This window comes from Mesorhizobium prunaredense, assembly GCF_900156895.1.
In the GTDB taxonomy this organism is placed as follows: domain Bacteria; phylum Pseudomonadota; class Alphaproteobacteria; order Rhizobiales; family Rhizobiaceae; genus Mesorhizobium; species Mesorhizobium prunaredense.
Genome location: NZ_FTPD01000020.1, coordinates 34819 through 51820 on the forward strand (window position 1 = coordinate 34819; position 17002 = coordinate 51820).

Below are 17002 nucleotides of genomic sequence, written 5' to 3' on the forward strand. Positions count from 1 at the left end.
TCGGCTGTTCCCGGCTCTACTCGATCACGACGAGCGGCATGCCATATTCGACCGGCTGCGCATCCTCGAACAGGATCGCCGTCACCGTTCCGGCACGGGGCGAGGGGATCTGGTTCATCGTCTTCATCGCCTCGATGATCAGCAGCGTCTGGCCTTCCTTGACCTGTTGGCCGACCTCGATGAACGCCTTGGCGTCGGGCGATGGCGCCAGGTAGGCGGTGCCGACCATGGGCGAGGCCACTGTGTTCTTGGACACATCGGCCGCTGCCGGGGCGGCTGCGCCAGCCGGCTGCGCTGCCGGCGGCGCATAGGCGGGCTGCGGTGCGGCGACCGCATGGACGGCCGGCGCCTGTCGCGACACGCGCACCTTCAAGTCGCCCAGCTCGACCTCGATCTCGGTGAGGTTGGTGTCGTTCAGTATGCCCGCCAGATCGCGGATAAGCTGCTGGTCAACACCATTCTTCTTTATCGACATTTTCGAGCCTTCTGTTTGTTGGCCGGTCATAGGCGCGCGGCCAGCGCCTGCAGCGCCAGTGTGTAGCCAAGCGGCCCGAACCCGCAGATCACGCCGACGGCGACCGGCGAGACCATGGAAACGTGGCGGAATGCTTCCCGCGCATGGATGTTGGAAAGATGAACTTCGGCGACGGGCAATGGCGCGACGGAGCGGATGGCGTCGTGAACGGCGATCGAGGTGTGGCTGTAGGCGCCCGGATTGATGACGATGCCGACAGCCTTGTCGGCGGCTTCCTGGATCCAGTCGATGAGGTCGCCCTCATGGTTCGACTGACGGAAATCGATCTCGAGTCCAAGTGCCGCACCTGTCTGCTTGCAATCGTCGGCGATCGCGGCCAGCGTCTTGCCGCCATAGATGCCCGGCTCGCGCTTGCCGAGCGCGTTGAGGTTGGGACCGTTCAGGACGAAAACCGTTTTCAAAGTGCCGACCTTTTCCCAGTGTGGTTTTGAATCCGAAATTCGCAATACCTTGGAGCAGCGCTTTGAACGATTTTCGGGTTCAAGGCCACTGGCAATTTATACATTTCTGATGTGGTGGATTTAAAGTTCCTGAACGCTGACGCCACCAAAGCAGCAGGAACTTCAAATCCACCACATCAGCGCCGGCATCAGTCGGCGCACTGGGCCTCTATAATGGGCTTAGACGCCTGCGAAAAGAGCGCAAGTGGGTTCTTTCGCTGTCCACAACAGGCGGAAAATGGCCTGCTGCGAAAGCCAGCGGCCGATCAGAGTGCGGCCTTGGCCGCCTCGATCTTCTCCGCCAGCACTTCCTGGCCGAGCGCACCGAACACCACCTCGTTGCCGACTACATAGGAGGGCGTTCCGGTGATGGCCAGCTTGTTGGCAAGATCATAGGTCTTGGAGAGGGCCTCGGCGATCGACGGATCCTTCATCTTCTCGCGCAGCGTCGCTTCGTTGGCGCCGAGCGAAAGCGCTACCTTGATGGCCGCTGCTTCGGTGGCGCGTCCCTGGGCGCCGAGCAACGCGTTGTGGAACTCGCCATATTTCTCCGGCATCATCAGGTGGAAGGCCATCGAGACGACGCTCGCCTTCTGCGAATCCGGGCCGAGGATCGGGAACTCCTTGAGCACGAAGCGCAGCTCCGGATCGGCTGTCGTCAGCGTCTGCATGTCCTCCATGGCGCGTTTGCAGTAGCCGCAATTGTAGTCGTAGAATTCGACGATGGTGACCTTGCCGTTCGGATTGCCGACGACGCCGTCGAAGGCCGAGTTGAAGATCTGGTCCTTGGCATCTTTGATGATGGCGAGACTGGCGACGCGCTGCGCCTCCTTCTGCTTGGCCTCGAGCGCTTCCTGAGCTTCCAGCAGCACTTCCGGGTTCTTCAGGAGATAGTCGCGGATGATGCCTTCGACTTCAGCCCGGTCGATCTTGGTGTCAGCGGAGGCTGCCTGGGCGATCTGCGCGGCATCGGCCTTTGCCGTCTGCGGACTTCCGGTCACGAACCCGAAACCCAGCATGGCGAGAGCGACTGCCACGCCCGTGGTGCCTAGCAGAATTGCCTTGTTCATCGTCGCTAATCCTCTTGCCTGGTTCCGGCCCGGTGGTCCGACCCGATTAGTCTAACTATCCGATTGGTCCGACTACCCGATTGGTCCGACTACATGTCGCCGCGCACGGCCGGAAGGTTCACTTTTTCTTGCCTGATGGTGCGTAGTTTATGATGTCCTGCGCGCGGATCCAGCCCGGCTCGCCGCGCTTCATTTTCATCTGCGCGCGCATTGCGAAGATCTTGGCATCCTTGTAGGCGCCGGAATAGAAATGGCCTTCGGCGGTCGCAAGGTCGGCGGCCGGAATGTTGCCAAGCTCGCCATAGGCCTGCGCAAGATGGCGGTAACCGACGGCGTTTTCGCGGTCGCGCGCGAGACCCTTGTTGATCTGCACCACCGCTTTCTCCAGGGAATCGGGCGTGCCGACGGCCATCAGCGCCTGGCCGTAGGAAACCGGCAGCAGCCCGGATCGCGCTGGGTCGAGGCTGACAGCCTTGGCATAGGCTTCAGCGGCAGCCTTCGGTTTGTTCGCCTTCATCAGGATGTCGCCGCGCAACTCCTGGAAATAGGCGTTCTTCGGCTGTGCCTTGATCAGCGCGTTGGTCTTGGCGAGCGCCCCGGCCAGATTGCCGAAAAGATAGCTCGTCTGCGCATCGCCATATTGCGAGGCGAGGCTGCCCGGCATCTTGCGCATCAGCCGCGATGCGGCGGCCTGACCTCCCATATAGGCGGCGATCTTGATGCGCATCATGTCGTGCCGCTGCTGCAGCGCCGGCGGATCGACCTTTTCGACGTAGGGGCTTTTTTTGACCAGGACTTCGAGGTTGGCGATGCGTTCGCGCGGCAGCGGATGGCTGATCCGGTAGGGGTCGACCTGCGCCCCTGACAGCGAAAGCGCGCTTTGAAAGCGGCCGAAGGTCTTCAGCATGCCCAAGCCGGACTGGCCGGTGGCATTGAGATAGGTTATCGCCGAGCGGTCGGCGGTCATCTCTTCGGTTCGCTGATAAGCGAGGATACTGCGCTGCGCCATCTCGCCGCCGCCAGCTGCAACCCCCATGCCGGCGCCGGCCAGGCCCCGGCTTTTGCTGGTGGCGCCGGCAACCATGGCACCGGCGCCAAGCAGCGTCGCGATGATGGCCATCGTCTTGGCGCGTTCGAGCTGGTTGCGCAATTTTTGCTGGTGGCCGCCGGCGATGTGACCGGCTTCATGGGCGATGACGCCGATGATCTCGTTGGGCGTCTCCGCCGACATCAGGGCGCCGGTGTTGATGAACAGGCGGGACCCGGCAACGAAGGCGTTGAAACTCTGGTCGTTGACCAGCACGATGTCGACGCCGTCTTCCGGCAGGCCCGCGGCCCTGAAGATCGGCCGCGCATAGGCACGCACCAGCGCCTCGATCTCGGCATCGCGCACCACCGGCACGTTTTGCGCAAAAGCGCTGACGGTGTTGGTCACAGCGACGGTCGCGGCGAGCGAAAGCGTCGCGAAGGCGCGCGCTGCCCTGGCTATCGTCGATTTGGGTCGGCTCAACATGGCAGGTCCACTGGTAGACGAGCGGGTGAAGGATGAAAAGTCGGCACTGAAACTTTACTGAACTTGTGATCCTCACATCAATCGGGCATTTGTGCGGCGCGGGACGCCAAAGCTCGGCGCCGGCAGCCGGCAAGCGCCGACCCAAAGGCCGATCTCAAAGGGCTGACCCAAAGGCCGACCCAAACGGCGAACAAGGAAATGAGGTCAAATGGTTGTATCGCTTTCGCGTCGCGGCGACGTCGAGCCGTTCCACGCCATGGACGTTCTGGCGGAAGCGAATCGGCTGAAGGCCAAGGGCGTGCCGGTCGTTTCCATGGCCGTTGGCCAGCCGTCCGATCCGGCGCCGGCCGGAGTCAGGCAAGCGGCGACGCACGCATTGAAGATGGGGCGCATCGGCTACACCGACGCATTGGGTCTTGCGGGCCTGCGCGAGGCAATCGCCCAGCACTATGCCGACCACTACGGGCTGGCCGTTTCACCCGGCCGGATCGCCGTCACCACCGGATCGTCGGCCGCCTTCAACCTGGCATTTCTGGCGATGTTCGATCCGGGCGATCGTGTCGCCATCGCCGCCCCCGGCTATCCGGCCTATCGCAACATCATGGCCGCGCTCGGCATCGAGATCGTCGAGATCGAGCTCGACGGTGATGCCTATCTCCACGCCGAACATCTGAAGGCTGCACATCGCGAAAGGAAGCTGAAGGGCGTGTTGTTTGCCAGCCCCGCCAATCCGACCGGGGCGATTATCCCCGCCGACGAGCTGTCGGCGCTGGTGACGACGGCACAAGAGCTCGGCATCGCCGTGATCTCCGACGAGATCTACCACCGGCTGGCTTACGCTGCGCCGGACACCACAGCACTTGCCTGCGGCCCTGACGTGACGGTGATCAATTCCTTCTCGAAATACTATTGCATGACCGGTTGGCGCATCGGCTGGATGGTGCTGCCGGAACCATTGGTGCGGCCGGTCGAGCGCATCGCCCAGAGTCTCTACATCTCACCGCCGGAACTGTCCCAGATCGCCGCGATCGAGGCGTTCAAGGCAACCGCGGAATTGGAGGCGGTGAAGGCGCGCTACGCAGGCAATCGCCAGCTTTTGATGAAACGCCTGCCCGAACTTGGCTTTACCCTGGCGGCACCGATGGACGGGGCGTTCTACGCCTTCTGCGATGTCACCAGGCACACCAACGACAGCATGGCCTTCGCGCGCAAGATGCTGGCCGAGGCGTATGTGGCGGCGACGCCCGGCCGCGATTTCGATCCGCTTCAAGGCCATCGAGCCATGCGCTTTTCCTACGCTGGCAGCCACGACGAGATGGTCGAGGCGATGATGCGCATCGAGCGCTGGCTGAGGTAGCGCGATGCCGGACCTCGAGCAGGCTTTGACCGAGATTGCCGCCGAAATGGCCGAGCGCACGGATCGCGGCGACGTTGCGAGCTACATTCCGCAACTCGGCAAGGTCGATCCGAAAAAGTTCGGCATTGCCGCCGTGACCAATGACGGTCGCGTGCTGATGGCGGGCGACGCCGATGAGCCGTTTTCGATCCAGAGCATTTCCAAGGTGTTCACGCTGACACTGGCGCTCGGCAATGTCGGCGACGCGTTGTGGCAGCATGTCGGGCGCGAGCCTTCGGGCAACCCGTTCAACTCGATCGTCCAGCTCGAGCACGAAAACGGCATTCCGCGCAATCCGTTCATCAATGCCGGCGCCATCGTCATCTCCGACATCCTGCTCGCCGGTCACCAGCCGCGCGAGGCGATCGGCGAGATCCTGCGCTTCATCCAGTTCCTGGCCGACGACGACACCGTCATCATCGACCGCGAGGTCGCGGCTTCGGAACGCGCCACCGGTTTTCGCAACTTGGCGCTCGCCAACTACATGAAGTCCTTCGGCAATCTCAGCCACGCGCCGGATCTGGCGCTGGGCGTCTATTTCCACCATTGCGCCATCGCGATGAGCTGCCGGCAACTTGCTCTGGCCGGCCGCTTCCTTGCCAATGGCGGCAAGAACCCGGCGACTGGCCATTCCGTGGTGTCGGCCGAGCGCGCGCGCCGCATCGGCGCGATGATGCTGACCTGCGGCCACTATGACGGCTCAGGCGATTTCGCCTTTCGCGTCGGCATCCCGGGCAAGAGCGGCGTCGGCGGCGGCATTTTAGCGATCGTGCCGGGCGTGGCTTCGCTCGCCGTCTGGTCGCCCGGCCTCAACGCCAACGGCAATTCCAGGCTGGGCTCGATTGCGCTGGAAAGACTGGCGAAGATGATGAACTGGTCGGTCTTCGCTCCATAGGGATTTGGGGGCGTCAGAGAGATTGGGGCGCTTAAGACAAGAAAAATCCCGCACTGTCGACAGGACAGCGCGGGATTTTTTTGGTCAAAAGATCAGGCTAAACGACCGAAAGCCTTAGAAAAAGCCTTTCCGCTGCCACCAGCCGGCACGCTTCGGCTTCTCTTCGGCCTTTTCCTCTTCGGCAACGGTCGAGGACACGATCGGCTCAACCGGAGCATCCACCGGTACGGGCTTGCGTCGCGATGGGCGGACCTTCGGTTGTTCGTCGACGGCGGCTGTTTCCTCCGAAACGGGTGCGGGAGCCTCGGCAGAAATTTCCGGCTCGGCCACCGGCGTCTCGGCGACGACATCCGCCGCAGCCGTCTTCGGCTTGGCGGCGCGGCGCGGCTTCTTCGGCTTTTCGGCACTTGGCATGTCGTCATTGGCCGGAGCAAGGTCCACAGGCTCTTCGACCGGCTTTGCTTCGACCGGCGTTGCCGCTGCCGGTTCGCCGGAGACGGCTATGTCCTCCAAGACCTCGGGACGGTCAGCCGACTCGGCAGTGCCTGCATCGAACTCGCCTTCGCCATCTTCACGGCGATTGCGCTTGCCGCCGCGCTTGCCGCGCCGGCGCTTCTTGCCCTGACCTTCGTCCTGCTCCCGACCTTCATCAGGCTCCCGACCTTCATCAGGCGCTTGGCCGTCATCGGACGCTTCCACCACATCAGCGACGCCGACCTGGTCCTCGCGGTCTGCTTCGGCGCCTTCATTGCTTGAAGCTTCTGAGATGCCATCGGCAGTGGCCGAGATGGACGCGCCTTCCACGGGGGTGCCATGCTCGCGGTCGCGATCCTTGCCGCCGCGCCGTCTGCGGCGCTTGCGGCGCTTGCGGTCGCGACCTTCGCCATCCTCGCTTGGCCTTGGCTGCTGCGGCTGCTGGGCCTGGCGCGGTTGTTCCGCCGCTGCAACGACCTCGTCTTCTTCCTCCTCGATGACGATTTCGTCGGCGGGCTCTTCCGGCTCGACATAGGCGGGCAAGGTCCGCACCTCGACGAAGCCTTCAGGCTTTTCGGCCAGCGCGCCGCGGAAGATCGCATAGTGCTGGGCGCCGACCGTGTCGTCGGCCTCGACGGTGATGGTCAGGCCGAAGCGGTTTTCGAGCTCCACCAGCGTGCCGCGCTTGTGGTTGAGCACATAGAGCGCGGTCGCCGCCGGCGTCCGCACCGTGATGTGGCTGCGCGAATCCTTGAGCAGGAATTCCTCGATCGCCCGCACCACCATCAGCGCGACAGACGAATCGGACCGCACATGGCCGGTGCCGCCGCAATGCGGGCAAGGCTTCATCGTCGATTCCAGCACGCTGGCGCGGATGCGCTGACGCGACATCTCCATCAGGCCGAAATGCGAGATGCGGCCGACCTGGATGCGGGCGCGATCGTTCTTCAGGTGATCCTTCAGCCGCTTCTCGACGGAGCGGTTGTTGCGGTTCTCCTCCATGTCGATGAAGTCGATGACGATCAGGCCGGCGAGATCGCGCAGCCTCAGCTGCCGTGCGACCTCCTCGGCCGCTTCCAGATTGGTATGAAGCGCTGTGTCCTCGATCGAGTGCTCCTTGGTGGAGCGGCCCGAATTGACGTCGATGGCGACCAGCGCTTCGGTCTGGTTGATGATGATGTAGCCGCCGCTCTTCAGCGTCACCTGCGGCTGCAGCATGCGGTCGAGCTGCGCCTCGATGCCGTTGCGCACGAAGATCGGCGTCGTGTCGCGGAACGGCTGCACGACCTTGGCGTGGCTCGGCATCAGCATGCGCATGAAGTCCTTGGCCTCGCGATAGCCCTCTTCGCCGGAGACCAGGATCTCGTCGATGTCCTTGTTGTAGAGGTCGCGCACCGAGCGCTTGATCAGGCTGCCTTCCTCGTAAACCAGGGCAGGGGCCGTCGACTGCAGCGTCAGGTTGCGGACGTTTTCCCAAAGCCGCATCAGATATTCGTAGTCGCGCTTGATCTCGGCCTTGGTGCGGCTTTCGCCGGCCGTGCGCAAGATGACGCCCATGCCCTGCGGCACTTCGAGATCGGCGACGACCTCCTTCAGCCGCTTGCGGTCCTGCGCGTTGGTGATCTTGCGCGAGATGCCGCCGCCGCGCGCCGTGTTCGGCATCAGCACCGAATAGCGGCCGGCAAGCGACAGGTAGGTGGTGAGTGCCGCGCCCTTGTTGCCGCGCTCTTCCTTGACGACCTGCACCAGAAGGATCTGCCGGCGCTTGATCACTTCCTGGATCTTGTACTGGCGGCGCACCGGCTTGCGGCGGTTGCGCGCTTCTTCCAGCGCATCCTCGGCGCCGACCGATTCGACCTCATGGTCGTCCGGATGCGATGACTGCACCTCTTCCAGCATGCCGCGATCATTGTCGGTGGACGTGGCTTCGCCGGCCGCATCAGCCTGCGGCACGGCTTCGGAAATCACATCCGATTCGATGCTGGCGGCGATGGAATTCGGACCGCCTTCGGAAGGCCCAGTCTCGTCACTGCCAGTTTCGTCATGGCCAGTCTTGTCACGGCTCGTCTTGTCACGGCTCGTCTCGTCACGACTTGCCTCGCTCTGACTGGCGACATCCTCGCCATGTTCCGAAGGTGCGGACGGCGTGTCGACTTTTTCGGAAACGGCATCGACGTTCTGCGCGACCGCATCCTCGCCGTGTTCGCCGCCGTCATTGGAACGGCTGTCGTTGGAGCCGCTGTCGTTGGACCCGCTGTCATTGGAATCCACAGAATCGTCCGAATCGGCCCCACCAGCATCACGCTTGTGCTCGCCTCGGTCGCGGCTCTTGCCGCCGCGGCGGCGTCCGCGCCGGCCGCGATCACGGTTCTGGCGATCGTCGCCATCGCCGTCCTCATCGTCCTCGTCTTCAGCCTCCTGCGCTTCCGCGCGCAGCAGCGCCTGACGGTCGGCAACCGGAATCTGGTAGTAGTCGGGATGAATTTCACTGAAGGCGAGGAAACCGTGACGGTTGCCGCCATATTCGACAAAGGCTGCCTGAAGCGAGGGTTCGACGCGGGTTACGCGGGCGAGGTAGATGTTTCCTTTGAGCTGCTTCTTGTCCTGGGATTCAAAGTCGAATTCTTCAATACGGTTACCGCGAACGACGACAACTCGTGTTTCCTCCGGGTGGGAGGCGTCTATCAGCATTTTGTTGGGCATTATTTCGTTTCCCCCCGGCAGCCGTCATCGCTTGCAGCTTGCGGGGCAAGGCCCGCCGCTGTGGATGAACATGGGTGCCGGGCAATTGAATGTCCGCCGGCCGCTGCCTGAGCGCCATGGCGGTGCCGCCCGCAGCCAAAATGGCGCGGTTTGCTGCGGACCTTTCCATGATTGCGCTTGAAGCCATCGTAACCAGCAGAACCTTTTTGAACCAAAGCCCGGGAAAACCGGACCAGCTTGTTTGCTCGTACAGAGCCGGCGCGGGACAATCCCGGCCGTTTTCCTCACGCAGGCGCTTCCCCCGCCACGGGCTCACACCTGCGAAATTCGTCGCGATCACCTGTTGCCTTTTTCGCCTGACGCGAGAGGAGCCGTCGTTCATCTCACCTGTAGCAGGAAGCTGCGGAGAAGGACGGTTCCAGGATTGCAGTGATCCACCATCGCTTTTATGATTTGGCGGGTTGGAAGGCAACCCCGATTTCCGATGCCGGCAAAATGCAGTTCCGCAACGGAAGCACGGCTTTATGCGTTGCGTGAAAAGACTTGGTTAACCTTCTATGGATACCAACCGTTAATCGAGTTCGCGGGCCTGACCGGCGTTTCGACAAGACGACGACACTCCGACAAAACAATTGGCCGACAACAGGATTGGGCGCCTCACGCCAAACCGGAGCGACTGGAAGAAATGGCACTGGCAGTCATCACGCCCAAGAATGGTCGCGCCGGAGGCATTTTTTTCTACGCCGCCCACTTCCGCGCTGCCCGCTTCCGCGCCGCCTACTTCCGCGCTGCTTGTCTGCTGTTGCTGGTTGTCGCTTGCCTGGCTCTTTCGCCAGTTTCCTTTGCCGCCGACGCGCCGCTCGCCATGACGAGCTACAAAATGGCCGGTGACGCCACCAAGATGCGCATCGTCATGAATTTCGATCGCGAGCCCGACGTCAAATGGTTCCTGCTGCGCGGCCCCCACCGTCTGGTCGTCGACCTGCCAAGCACGAGATTCGCCATCAATGCCAAGGATGTGAAGGCGCGCGGCCTGGTCAGGAGCGTGCGTTACGGCGACCTCGGCGAGGGGGTATCGCGGCTGATTCTCACCGGCAAGGGCCCGTTCGCCATCGACAGGCTCGACGTGCTCAAGAACGATGAGGGCAACGGCTACCGTATCGCCATCGACATGTCGGCGGCGTCCGTGCGGGAATTCGACGCCGCTCTTGCCAATCAGGCGTTGACCACCGGCTCGACGGTCTCCTCCGACAAGGGTGGCAGGGTCGGCACTGGCCCGGTCTCCAATCCAGGCCATCGTTTCACCGTCGTCATCGATCCAGGCCATGGCGGCATCGACGGCGGCGCCGAGGGCATGAACGGCACCGTCGAGAAGAACGTCACGCTCGCTTTCGCCACCGAATTGCGGGACAAACTCGCCGCAGTCGGCAAGTACGACGTGTTCATGACGCGCGAGACGGACCAGTTCCTGCGGCTGGACGACCGCGTGCGCATTGCCCGCCAGCACGAGGCCGATCTGCTCATTTCGATCCACGCCGACACGATCAGGGTCAAGGGCCTTCGCGGCGCAACCGTCTACACCGTCTCCGACAAGGCTTCCGATCCCGAAGCGCAGGCGCTCGCCGACCGTGAAAACCTTTCCGACCAATTCGCCGGCATGGAAATCAAGGACGACAACAAGGAAGTAACCGACATCCTGATCGACCTGATTCGCCGCGAGACGCACAGTTTCTCGATGAGTTTTGCCCAAACGCTGGTCGGCCAGCTTTCCACCAGTGTCGGCCTCATCAACAATCCGCAGCGTTCGGCCAGCTTCAAGGTGTTGAAGGCGCCGGATGTTCCCTCCGTGCTGGTCGAGCTCGGCTATCTGTCGAATGCCAAGGACGAGGCGCAACTGCTCAGCGCCGATTGGCGCAGCAAGGCGGCCCAGAGCATAACCAATGCCATCGCCCTGTTCGCTTCAGCCAAGGCCGGAGCCCGAACCGGAGGCTGAGATGCCCGCCGCCGCCCATAGCCAGTGACAGCGTTGCATGACAACAACACCCCGTACGTATATTTCCGCCATTTCGAAGCCGAAATTCGATGCTGCCGCATTTTGCCCACATGGTGGCGACATGGATTTCGATTACCGGTCGGGATCGTCTCGAAAGCTTGCGCGAAAGGCGGCTTCGTTTAGGCAATTCCCGAACCAAGGACTGGAGCGGGCATGATTCGTCTTATTGGCTATTTCTTCGGCATCGGCACCGCGCTGGCCCTTTTGGTCGCGGCCGGCGTGGCGATCTACATCAGCCATTTGTCGAAGGATTTGCCCGACTACGAGGTCCTGGCCAAGTATGAACCGCCGGTGACGACCCGCATCCATGCGTCCGACGGTGCTCTGATGGCCGAATATGCGCGCGAGCGGCGCCTGTATTTGCCGATCCAGGCGGTGCCGGATCGTGTCAAGGCGGCCTTCCTGTCTGCCGAGGACAAAAACTTCTACAATCACCCCGGCATCGATATGACCGGCCTTGGCCGCGCAGTCATGGTCAATCTGCAGAATGCTGGCTCGGGCAAGCGCCAGGTCGGCGCCTCGACGATCACCCAGCAGGTGGCGAAAAACTTCCTGTTGTCCTCGGACCAGACCTACGAGCGCAAGATCAAGGAGATGATCCTGGCCTTCCGCATCGAGCAGGCCTATTCGAAGGACCGCATTCTCGAGCTCTACCTTAACGAGATTTTCTTCGGGCTTGGCGCCTATGGCGTCGCCGGCGCAGCGCTCACCTATTTCGACAAGGCGGTGAATGAACTCACCGTGGCGGAGGCGGCCTATCTGGCGGCTTTGCCGAAGGGCCCCTCCAACTATCACCCCTTCAAATATGCCGACCGCGCCATCGAGCGCCGCAACTGGGTCATCGACCAGATGGTCGGCAACGGCTACGTCACGCAAGAGGAAGGCGCCAAGGCCAAGGCCGAGCCGCTCGGCGTCAAGCCACGCCGCTCCGGCACCTATCTGTTCGCCGGCGAATACTTCACCGAGGAGGTGCGTCGCCAGATCAGCACACGCTACGGCGAGAATGCGCTCTACGAGGGCGGCCTTTCCGTCCGTACGACGCTCGATCCCAAGATGCAACTCATCGCCCGCAAAGCCATGCAGAACGGCCTGATGAAGTTCGATACGCTACGCGGCTATCGCGGGCCGGTGAAGACCATCAGCGTGTCCGGCGACTGGGGCGTGCCTTTGAGCGAAGTCAAGGGACTGGACGACGTGCCCGAATGGTCGCTCGCCGTCGTGCTCGACAGCTCGGAGAGCGGCCTGTCGATCGGCCTTCGGCCGACCCGGCAGATCTCGGGCGACCTCGTCAAGGATCGCACCGAAGGCAGCGTCAGCCGCGAGGACATGAGCTTCGCCATGCGTCATGTGGTCGGCGGCAAGACCGTCAAGGCCAAATCGCCGGCGGACGTGCTGAAGCCGGGCGACGTCATCTTCGTGCAGAAGAAAGAAGGTACGGATGGGGCCTATATCTTGCGCCAGGCCCCCGAAGTGGAGGGCGGCCTGATCGCCATGGATCCGCATACCGGCCGCGTTCTGGCCATGGTCGGCGGGTTCTCCTATTCGCTATCCGAATTCAACCGTACCACGCAGGCCATGCGGCAGCCGGGTTCGTCGTTCAAGCCGATCGTCTATGCGGCCGCTCTCGACAATGGCTATACGCCGGCTTCGGTGATCATGGATGGCCCGATCACCATCAAGAGCGGCAACACGACCTGGACGCCGAAAAACTACGATGGAAGGACAGCGGGCCCGGCGACCTTGCGGTCCGGTATCGAGAGGTCGCGCAATCTGATGACTGTGCGCCTGGCCAATGACATGGGCATGAAACTGGTCGCCGAATATGCCGAGCGCTTCGGCGTCTACGATCGACTGGCGCAGTATCTGCCGATGGCGCTGGGCTCGGGCGAGACGACCGTGATGCGCATGGTATCGGCTTATTCGATCATGGCCAACGGCGGCAAGTCGATCAAGCCGACGCTGATCGACCGGATCCAGGATCGCTACGGCAAGACGGTATACAGGCAGGACGAACGCGGCTGCGAAAATTGCAATGCGGCCGAATGGCAGAACCAGCCTGAGCCGGAACTGGTCGACAATTCCGAGCAGGTGCTCGATCCGATGACCGCCTATCAGATCACCTCGATGATGGAGGGCGTCGTCGAGCGCGGTACCGGCGCTACCGTCGCCGAACTCGGCCGCCACATCGCCGGCAAGACCGGAACGACAAACGACGAGAAGGATACCTGGTTCATCGGCTATACGCCCAACCTCGTTGTCGGCCTTTATATGGGCTATGATCAGCCGAAAGGTCTTGGCAAGGGCGCGACCGGCGGCGGCCTTGCCGCGCCGATCTTCAAGGACTTCATGCGCGTGGCGCTGGACGGCACGCCCAATGTCGATTTCCAGGTTCCCGAAGGCATGAAGCTGATCGCCATCAATCGCAAAACCGGCATGCGGGCCAACCCGGACGACGCCGGCGCCTTTATCGAAGCCTTCAAACCGGGCACCGGCCCCGCCGACAGCTACTGGGTGATCGGCATGGGTGAGGACGGCTCCAACGCCTCCGGCGGCGCGCTGTCGCCACAGGCCAACCAAGCCATCCAGTCCGGCGGCGGCGGGCTCTACTGACATAGGTTTATGGTATTTGGGCCGGCTTTCGAGCCGGCCCATTTCGCTTTACAGGCGGCGGTGCCATCCCTATGTATCGCGCCAACCCAAGCTCTGCTTAAGCAACAGGGCACCATTTCAGCACAGGACAGAACGGCCAGCCATGCGCGCGGAAACGCAGAATATTGTCGACGAAATCAGGCAGGCGATAACCCTGCTGAGGAGGCATCTTTGACTGGGATCAAGCGATAAAGCGGCTTGAATACCTGAATGTGCGTGCCGAGGATTCGAGCCTCTGGAACGAGCCGCTGGAGGCGCAGAAGCTGATGCGTGAGCGCCAGGGCCTCGAGGAAGGCATCGCCGCGGTCAAAGGCCTCACCCAGGCGCTGGAAGACAATATCGGCTTGATCGAGCTTGGCGAGGAAGAGGGCGATGAGAGCGTGGTCGCCGAGGCGGAAGCGGCGATCCGCTCGATGCGCGGCGAAGCAAAGGCCCGCCAGATCGAGACGCTGCTTTCGGGCGAGGCCGACGCCAACGACAGCTATCTCGAAATCCATGCCGGCGCCGGCGGCACCGAAAGCCAGGACTGGGCCTCGATGCTCCTGCGCATGTACACGCGTTGGGCCGAGCGGCGCCGCTTCAAGGTCGAGGTGCTGGAAGTGCATGACGGCGAAGAGGCCGGCATCAAGTCCGCCACGCTGCTGATCAAGGGCCACAACGCCTATGGTTGGCTGAAGACGGAATCCGGCGTTCACCGTCTCGTGCGTATTTCGCCCTATGACAGCAATGCGCGCCGTCACACCTCCTTCGCCAGCGTCTGGGTCTATCCCGTGATCGACGATACGATCGAGATCGACGTTTCCGAATCGGATGTCCGCATCGACACCTATCGTTCGTCCGGATCGGGCGGGCAGCACGTCAACACCACCGATTCAGCGGTCCGCATCACCCATCTCGCCACTGGCATAGCGGTCGCCTGCCAGGCCGAGCGCTCCCAGCACAAGAACAAGGCGAAGGCCTGGGAGATGCTGCGTTCGCGGCTCTACGAGGAAGAGCTGAAGAAGCGCGAGGCGGTGGCCAACGCCACCGAAGCATCGAAGAGCGATATCGGCTGGGGCCACCAGATCCGCTCCTACGTTCTGCAGCCTTATCAGTTGGTGAAGGATCTGCGCACCGGCGTCGAGAGCACAAGCCCGTCGAGCGTGCTGGACGGCGACCTCGACGATTTCATGGAGGCGTCGCTGTCGCAGCGCATCGAGGGCGGCGCCGGCGAAGTGGTGGCCGATATCGACTGAAGCTCCTACGCCCCAAGCAGCAGGAACATCACGCTAGAGTAACAGGCTCTTCACTGTAATTGAGCAGGTGCTTTATGGTTTTGTTTTTTCGTCGAATTTTCGACAATTACTTCTACCTCCGGGTTAGATGTTGCAGCCCTGCCGGGGCTTGGCCCGGAACCACTGCGAGTTCAATCTCGTTATCCGCGCGATCCCACTGCCGGGGTTGATGAAGTCACTCTCGTCAGCCCCGGCAGGCTGGTTCTGGCTGCAGATGTCGGCGCTCGTTGCACAGCAATTTCTTGCGCCAGCAAAGGAATCAGCCCAGCATCCGAACGCTGGGGGAAAAAGCATTTATGGCCGGACGCGGCGTATCTGCGACCTGACGAGCCGGCCACTGGGAAGATACGTTCCAAGAACGGGCAAGCGAAACGCTTGATAACTCGGTGATAGGAATTGCGCCCATGCCTGCTTCCACAACCCGACTGGCCTCAGCCGTCAAGACGGCGCGCCGCCTCCTGAATTCGATCATTGCGGTGGTGGTTCTGACGGCCGCCATCATTGTATTTGCAGCGCCCGCTTTGGCGCACGACGCCACGCCGACTGCAGCGAAGCCGCAAGGCTGGAGTTACCCATTCTCCTGTTGTTCCGGCTATGATTGCCGCGCGGTCTCGCAGACGTCGATCAGCGAGCGTCCGGAGGGCTATGTCATCAAGGGAACAGGCGAGGTCGTGGGCTACAGCGATGCACGGATCAAGAATTCGCCCGACGGCGAATATCACTGGTGTTCGGTCGCCGGCGCCAATGACGGAAAGACCATCTGCCTGTTCGTGCCACCGTCGTCGTTTTGATGCATGTCGCCCAAAGGCTTTGCTCCGAGGGCCATGGCCTGACCCGAGGGTGCGTAGCGGTTTGGGATAACGACGTGCATCAAAAGGATTGAAGCGCGCCACGCGTCCGACGCAGGCAAGCCGAGTCTGCCGACAGACGGTTGTCAACAGCGCCTCTTTATGTTGCCTTGCCGCGCTGGCGCGAAGCAATCGCGAGGGAGGCGTCATGACCATAAAGGCAAGCTGCCACTGCAGGGCGACGACGTACGAGGTTTCGGAAGCGCCGCTGACCGTGACGCAATTGCGCAAATAGCGGCCGTTGAATTGACCGGGAAAAGCCATGGCCAGCCGCTTTTCCCCTTCCATTTTTCGCCGCATTTCATGTTACAAGCATAGAGCGACTTGCGTCCACTTGGACGCACAAAGTACGCTCTAAGACTTTGAATCTATGCATCGTGCTTTCCGAAAATCGATGATTTTCGGGCCGATGCAACGGAAGGGCTGATGCGGCGCGCCACTGGTGGGACCGCGGACTGGAGAGGGACTACCTGATGAAAAAGACTGTGCTCGTCGCCGTGGCGACGGCTGTGCTCGTGAGTGCCTGCACCACAACCGATCCGTATACCGGACAACAGAAAGTTTCCAACACTGCGGCCGGCGCCGGCATCGGCGCGCTGGCAGGTGCGGGGCTCGGCCTGCTCGCCGGCGGCAACGATCGCCGCAATGCGCTGATCGGCGCTGGCGTCGGCGCGCTTGCTGGCGGCGCCATCGGCGCCACGATGGACCAGAACGAGGCCGAACTGCGCCGGCAGCTTCAGGGTTCCGGCGTCAGCGTCACCCGCAGCGGCGACCAGATCATCCTCAACATGCCGTCCGACATCACCTTCAACGTCGACCAGGACGCGGTGAAGCCCGGCTTCTATCAAGTGCTGAATTCGGTAGCACTTGTGCTGAACAAGTTCCGCCAGACCACGGTCGACGTGTTCGGCCACACCGACTCGACCGGTGGCGACGAACACAATTTCGACCTGTCGCAGCGCCGCGCGCTGGCAGTCGCCAATTATCTGTCCGGGCAGGGCGTAGATACCCGCCGCTTTGCCGTCACCGGCTTCGGCAAGACGCGTCCGATCGCCTCCAATGCAACGGCCGCCGGCCGTGCCCAGAACCGCCGCGTCGAGATCCAGCTCTCACCGCTCACCTGAGCAAGACAAACAAGAAGACGGCTTGCAC

General features: G+C 62.3%; 12 protein-coding genes. 7 read left to right on the top strand and 5 right to left on the bottom strand.

All coding sequences use genetic code 11. From position 1 onward, the window contains the following. Positions 1 to 16 precede the first annotated feature (16 nt). From accB to BQ8794_RS16090, 4 genes are all read right to left on the bottom strand, one after another. Positions 17 to 475: an acetyl-CoA carboxylase biotin carboxyl carrier protein gene (gene accB, locus BQ8794_RS16075; protein ID WP_077379318.1), complete on the bottom strand. Its 459-nt coding sequence runs from the start codon at positions 473 to 475 to the stop codon at positions 17 to 19. Positions 476 to 501: 26 nt separating this feature from the next. Beyond that, the gene (gene aroQ / locus BQ8794_RS16080) at positions 502 to 936 is read right to left on the bottom strand and encodes a type II 3-dehydroquinate dehydratase (protein ID WP_077379242.1); all 435 of its coding nucleotides are present in this window, start codon (positions 934 to 936) and stop codon (positions 502 to 504) included. Between the two features lie 305 nt (positions 937 to 1241). Then, positions 1242 to 2045 (bottom strand): DsbA family protein, encoded by an 804-nt coding sequence (locus BQ8794_RS16085; RefSeq protein ID WP_077379244.1) that lies wholly within the window; start codon positions 2043 to 2045, stop codon positions 1242 to 1244. Between the two features lie 118 nt (positions 2046 to 2163). After that, the gene (locus tag BQ8794_RS16090; RefSeq protein WP_077379246.1) at positions 2164 to 3558 is read right to left on the bottom strand and encodes a M48 family metalloprotease; all 1395 of its coding nucleotides are present in this window, start codon (positions 3556 to 3558) and stop codon (positions 2164 to 2166) included. 208 nt (positions 3559 to 3766) lie between these two features. Between BQ8794_RS16090 and BQ8794_RS16095 the strand changes: the two genes are divergently transcribed. Further along, positions 3767 to 4915 carry a pyridoxal phosphate-dependent aminotransferase gene (locus BQ8794_RS16095; RefSeq protein WP_077379248.1) on the top strand — a complete coding sequence of 383 codons (1149 nt, stop codon included), beginning with the start codon at positions 3767 to 3769 and terminating at the stop codon, positions 4913 to 4915. A gap of 4 nt (positions 4916 to 4919) precedes the next feature. Continuing rightward, entirely contained in the window at positions 4920 to 5849 is a 930-nt protein-coding gene (locus tag BQ8794_RS16100) for a glutaminase (RefSeq protein WP_077379250.1), read from the top strand. 114 nt (positions 5850 to 5963) lie between these two features. Here BQ8794_RS16100 and BQ8794_RS16105 read toward each other — a convergent pair whose 3' ends face one another. Next, positions 5964 to 9026, bottom strand: coding sequence for a ribonuclease E/G (locus BQ8794_RS16105; protein WP_077379252.1), 3063 nt, complete (start codon positions 9024 to 9026; stop codon positions 5964 to 5966). A gap of 685 nt (positions 9027 to 9711) precedes the next feature. Between BQ8794_RS16105 and BQ8794_RS16110 the strand changes: the two genes are divergently transcribed. The 5 genes from BQ8794_RS16110 (at position 9712) to BQ8794_RS16135 (ending at position 16974) form a co-directional block, all read left to right on the top strand. Beyond that, positions 9712 to 11019, top strand: coding sequence for an N-acetylmuramoyl-L-alanine amidase (locus BQ8794_RS16110; protein WP_244554999.1), 1308 nt, complete (start codon positions 9712 to 9714; stop codon positions 11017 to 11019). A 213-nt stretch (positions 11020 to 11232) separates the two neighbouring features. Then, positions 11233 to 13689, top strand: coding sequence for a penicillin-binding protein 1A (locus BQ8794_RS16115; RefSeq protein WP_077379254.1), 2457 nt, complete (start codon positions 11233 to 11235; stop codon positions 13687 to 13689). Between the two features lie 142 nt (positions 13690 to 13831). Beyond that, positions 13832 to 14963, top strand: a protein-coding gene (gene prfB, locus BQ8794_RS16120) for a peptide chain release factor 2 (RefSeq protein ID WP_143744589.1) whose coding sequence is annotated in 2 segments (ribosomal slippage) — positions 13832 to 13897 and positions 13899 to 14963 — 1131 coding nt in all. Because the reading frame shifts where the segments join, the coding sequence is not laid out codon by codon here. Positions 14964 to 15406: 443 nt separating this feature from the next. Further along, on the top strand, positions 15407 to 15793 hold the full coding sequence (locus BQ8794_RS16125) for a hypothetical protein (RefSeq protein ID WP_077379258.1): 387 nt from the start codon (positions 15407 to 15409) through the stop codon (positions 15791 to 15793). Between the two features lie 530 nt (positions 15794 to 16323). Further along, a complete protein-coding gene (locus tag BQ8794_RS16135) occupies positions 16324 to 16974 on the top strand; it encodes a YiaD family glycine zipper/OmpA-like lipoprotein (RefSeq protein WP_077379260.1) in 651 nt (216 codons plus the stop codon). Positions 16975 to 17002: the final 28 nt, after the last annotated feature.

Coding starts and splice junctions, on each gene's coding strand:
- accB (WP_077379318.1), bottom strand. CDS start 475: ATGTCGATAAAGAAGAATGGTGTTGACCAGCAGCTTATCCGCGATCTG.
- BQ8794_RS16085 (WP_077379244.1), bottom strand. CDS start 2,045: ATGAACAAGGCAATTCTGCTAGGCACCACGGGCGTGGCAGTCGCTCTC.
- BQ8794_RS16090 (WP_077379246.1), bottom strand. CDS start 3,558: ATGTTGAGCCGACCCAAATCGACGATAGCCAGGGCAGCGCGCGCCTTC.
- BQ8794_RS16095 (WP_077379248.1), top strand. CDS start 3,767: ATGGTTGTATCGCTTTCGCGTCGCGGCGACGTCGAGCCGTTCCACGCC.
- BQ8794_RS16100 (WP_077379250.1), top strand. CDS start 4,920: ATGCCGGACCTCGAGCAGGCTTTGACCGAGATTGCCGCCGAAATGGCC.
- BQ8794_RS16105 (WP_077379252.1), bottom strand. CDS start 9,026: ATGCCCAACAAAATGCTGATAGACGCCTCCCACCCGGAGGAAACACGA.
- BQ8794_RS16110 (WP_244554999.1), top strand. CDS start 9,712: ATGGCACTGGCAGTCATCACGCCCAAGAATGGTCGCGCCGGAGGCATT.
- BQ8794_RS16115 (WP_077379254.1), top strand. CDS start 11,233: ATGATTCGTCTTATTGGCTATTTCTTCGGCATCGGCACCGCGCTGGCC.
- BQ8794_RS16125 (WP_077379258.1), top strand. CDS start 15,407: ATGCCTGCTTCCACAACCCGACTGGCCTCAGCCGTCAAGACGGCGCGC.
- BQ8794_RS16135 (WP_077379260.1), top strand. CDS start 16,324: ATGAAAAAGACTGTGCTCGTCGCCGTGGCGACGGCTGTGCTCGTGAGT.